The sequence below is a fragment of the Actinomyces sp. oral taxon 849 str. F0330 genome (genome assembly GCF_000239715.1).
Classification (GTDB): Bacteria; Actinomycetota; Actinomycetes; order Actinomycetales; family Actinomycetaceae; genus Actinomyces; species Actinomyces johnsonii.
Window position 1 is genome coordinate 67,697 of record NZ_JH470359.1, and the last position, 3,933, is coordinate 71,629.

Consider the following 3,933-nt stretch of genomic DNA (forward strand, 5'->3'; position numbering starts at 1 on the left):
TCGTCGTAGGTCGGTGGTGTGTCGGGTGTTGGCGGTGCCTTTGGTGGCGGCGAGTTGGCGTTGGGGGCTGCGTGGTGGGCGGCGTCGGCGGCGCCGTCGAAGGGGGAGGCTGAGAGTCTGAAGTCCCGGGCCCAGGGGCTGGTGGATGCCGGTTACCCGGCGGCGCTGGCGGCGGTGACGGATAGCAAGGGTGAGTCGGCGGGGGTGGCTGTGGGCAAGGGCAGCCTGGAGACGGGTCAGGCCCCGCCGCTGGACGGTGAGGTCCGGATCGGGTCGAATACGAAGACCTTTGTGGCCGTGGTGGTCATGCAGATGGTTCAGGAGGGCAAGGTGGGGCTCGATGAGCCGATCGAGACCTATCTGCCGGGCCTGATCAAGGGCGAGGGCATCGACGCCTCGAAGATCACTGTGCGCCAGCTCCTGCAGCACACCAGCGGACTGCCTGAGTACACCGACTATTACTTCTCCAGCAACGCCGCTGCATTGGAGAATATTCAGCATTACATTCCGGCACGTGACCTGCTCGACGTCGCACTCAGCAAACCTGCGGCCTTCGAACCGGGGACACAATGGAGCTATTCGAATACGAACTACATTGTGCTGGGGATGCTCATTGAACGGGTGTCTCAGCGGCCGGTGGGGGAGCAGATCGACCAGCGCATCATCAAGAGGCTCGGGTTGTCTCACACCTACTTTCCGGGGAACGGTGAGAAGAAGATCCGTGGTTCGCACCCCCAGGGTTACCACATCAATGGTGAGGGTAAGTTGGAGGACGTCACCGAGATGGATGCCTCGCTTCCTTGGGCGGCTGGGGCGATGGTGTCGACCCCCAGTGAGCTCAATACCTTTTTCCAGGCTGTCTTCGACGGCAGGCTGCTGACCCAGGCCAGCATCGATGAGATGAAGAAAGGCGTCGACACCGGATCAGGTGGCATGGTGTACGGACTGGGACTTTTCGGTACTCCGCTCAGCTGTGGAGGCACCTCCTGGGGCCACGGTGGCGGGATTTTTGGTTATGAGACTCATAATGCCGTCGGTCCCGACGGTACCGCTGTGACTGTCGCTGTCACTGCCCTTTCCAGTGCTATTGCCGACCAGAGCAACCTGGAAAATTCCGCCAAGGAGAAAGCCGGAAAGGTCGATGAGGCGGTGGACGCTGCCCTGTGCCACAAGTGATGAGTTCTGAGTCGGTTCCGGGCGCCTCGGCGTCGCGCGTGTGCTTGACTCGAGGTATGCCCGATTCCGCCGTTCAGGTGAAGAGACCATCGCGTCTTCCCAGGGCCGCGGTGGGGCTCTGCCTGCTCAGCGTGCTGCCCTACGTCGGCCTGGTGTTGGCCGATCCCGAGCACATCAGCAACTACGGAGTCAGCTCGGTTCCCCGGGCGATTCTCTTCATCGTCCTGGTCATCACCCAGGTGGCAGCCGTGATGATGACGGTGCGCTTCCCGTACTGGGTGCTCGTGATCGTGGCTGCCGCCGATCTCATCATCCTCATCGCCAGCGATCAATCGGGACTCGGATCCGCCGCGGTCATCGTTGTCATCTGGTACCTCGTGCGTTATCGCATCCCGGGCTGGCAGGTTGCGCTGTTTGCCAACGTCATCGTCTTTAACGTGGCCTTCCTCATTGGGAAGGTGTACTCCGGTCAACGCGGGATAATCGCCATTATTATCTTACTTCTGGCGCACCTGATACAGCGTTACCTCCTACCGGTGGCGATGGCGGAGCACATGCTGGGGCGCGAGCAACTCCACCAGGCGCTGCGCGACAAGGCCGAGCTCCTCGAGCGGGAGAAGCAGCTGCTCGAGCATCAGGAGCGCGAGCGGGTCGAAGGCGAGCTGCGGGCCAGTCGCAATGCCCTGGCCCGCGATCTCCATGACATCGCTGGCCACCACCTCTCAGGCGTCATCGTCAGCGCCCAGGCGGCCGCGGCCCTGCGGCACAAGGACCAGGAGCGTTCCGACCAGATGCTCCAGACGGTGCAGGACAGCGCCCGAACCGCTCTGGCCGATCTGCGCCAGGTCGTCGGCCTCCTGCGCAGTGAGGACAGCAGTGACTTTCAGCGCGAAGGACGGGCTGGGGGCGGTCGTTCGGGTGAGCCGACGTCGTCGAGCACCGGGGCGACAGTCGAGCCGGCGGCTGTGACAGAGTCCCGGATGACGTGGGAGCCAGTGCCTCTTCCATCACTGGCGGCTGTGCCTCGTCTTGTTGAGGAGTCCCGCCGTCGTCAACAGCGGGTCGGGTACGCAGTCAACGGCTGTCCATGCCCCCTGAGCCCGCTGGCAGACACCGCCGCCTACCGTATGGTTCAGGAATCGCTCGCCAACTGCGCACGGCATGCTCCGGGAGCACCTTGCCAGGTGCGGATCACTTATCAGCAGGGGTGTGTGGAGATCGTGGTGAGTAACCGACGTCCGCCTAATGCGGAGGCGAGTCAGGCGAGCGCGGGCAGTAAGGGCGGTGGCTACGGTCTGTCCGGCATGGCTGAGCGGGCAGCCCTGGTGGGCGCTGAGCTGAGTGCCGGACCCGACCCCGAGGGTGGCTGGTGCAACCGTCTCGTCATCCCCGTTCCGCCGGACGGCGCCGACGGGCCCCGCACCGAGGAGGAAGCAGCTCTCTCATGATTCGACTTGTCATCGCCGACGATCAGGCCGTGGTCCGCGCCGGCTTAAGCGTCATCCTCGGAGCGGAGGAGGACATTGAGGTCGTGGGTGAGGCGGCCGACGGCGCGGAGGCCATTGCGCGGGCTCGTGAGCTGCGCCCCGACGTCGTGTGCATGGACATCCGCATGCCCGGGACCGACGGTATTGAGGCGACACGGGCAATCGTGTCCGACCCTGATCTGGACGTGGATGTGCTCATCCTGACCACTTTCGACGTCGATGACGACGTCCTGGCCTCACTCGAGGCCGGTGCCGCGGGCTTTCTTCTCAAAGGTGCTGATGAGGACACTCTCCTGGGGGCGGTCCGATCCGTCGCAGCGGGGGAGGGGACTCTGGATCAGCGCGTCACCCGTCGCATCCTGCATGAGCTTTCCAGACGAGGTTTGCGAGGATCGACCACCGGTGGGGGCGGGGAAGCCCAGTGCCGGAGTGCGGACAGAGTCGTGGATGCCGGTGGTGCCTCCGAGCCGGCGGTCTCCACAGGAGCTGACTCCGCAGAGGTCACCTTGACTGTCCGAGAGCAGGAGGTGCTCCACCTGCTGTCGCAGGGAATGTCCAATGGGGAAATGGCCGCGCATCTGTACGTCGAGCCGACGACGATCAAGTACCACCTGACAGGGCTCCTGCAGAAGACCGGATCCCGGGATCGTCTCCAGGCGGTGTTATGGGGGATCCGCGCAGGCATGGTGCATCCGTAAGCTCGGATAGGAATCGAGAGCGGACTCGGGCAAGACCGAGGCAGGGCGGGCCGGCGCGCCATAGCGCGGGAATCCGACCAGAGCAGACGGATGCGCAGACTGTGATGTAGGTCACCGTAAAACTGTTTGACAGTGTGCGCCGTCGTCTGGCTATAGTACTCCTCGCTGCCGACGCGACCGGACGGTTCGACGGTGGCTCCGGACGACGGAAACGTCAGATCGACGGGCGTGAGCCCGCCGAAGCGTTAAATAGCGGATAAAGTTCAGAGATCAGGGTCACGCGATCCGAATTTGAATCTGGAACGCCGATCTGCTTATCCTAGTCCGGTCGCCTTCGAGAGGCAAGCAGGGAATATTCCTTGTGGATATCTCGCTGGGTGTGTTGTTTGAGAACTCGATAGTGTGTCATGTTTTTTATGTCATTTGGTTCTGGGGGGCTGTGCATGGCTTGTTTGGTTGTGTGTGGTTTCTTGGGGCTGTTTGTTTTTGGTTTGCCTGGCTCTGGGTTTTGCTTGGGGTTGGGTTGGGCTTTGGTCTGGTTTTCTGGGCTTTGTACTGGCTTTGCTCTGGTT

At 62.8% G+C, this 3,933-nt stretch carries 4 protein-coding genes; all 4 read left to right on the forward strand.

Going from position 1 to position 3,933, the window contains the following annotated elements:
- Positions 1–18: 18 nt before the first annotated feature.
- Positions 19–1,176, forward strand: a complete 1,158-nt coding sequence (locus HMPREF0975_RS12960) for a serine hydrolase domain-containing protein (protein WP_009234651.1) — start codon at positions 19–21, stop codon at positions 1,174–1,176.
- A gap of 56 nt (positions 1,177–1,232) precedes the next feature.
- The gene (locus HMPREF0975_RS12965) at positions 1,233–2,624 is read left to right on the forward strand and encodes a sensor histidine kinase (RefSeq protein WP_232212545.1); all 1,392 of its coding nucleotides are present in this window, start codon (positions 1,233–1,235) and stop codon (positions 2,622–2,624) included.
- On the forward strand, positions 2,621–3,361 hold the full coding sequence (locus tag HMPREF0975_RS12970) for a response regulator transcription factor (RefSeq protein ID WP_009234653.1): 741 nt from the start codon (positions 2,621–2,623) through the stop codon (positions 3,359–3,361). The genes HMPREF0975_RS12965 and HMPREF0975_RS12970 overlap by 4 nt, the downstream gene beginning before the upstream one ends.
- Before the next feature lie 361 nt (positions 3,362–3,722).
- Positions 3,723–3,933: hypothetical protein (locus HMPREF0975_RS16885; protein ID WP_232212546.1), on the forward strand; the 211-nt coding region annotated here is incomplete at its 3' end.

Bases quoted from the DNA above. Each gene is read 5' to 3' on its own strand.
- HMPREF0975_RS12970 (WP_009234653.1), top strand. From the start codon at position 2,621: ATGATTCGACTTGTCATCGCCGACGATCAGGCCGTGGTCCGCGCCGGC.
- HMPREF0975_RS12965 (WP_232212545.1), top strand. From the start codon at position 1,233: ATGCCCGATTCCGCCGTTCAGGTGAAGAGACCATCGCGTCTTCCCAGG.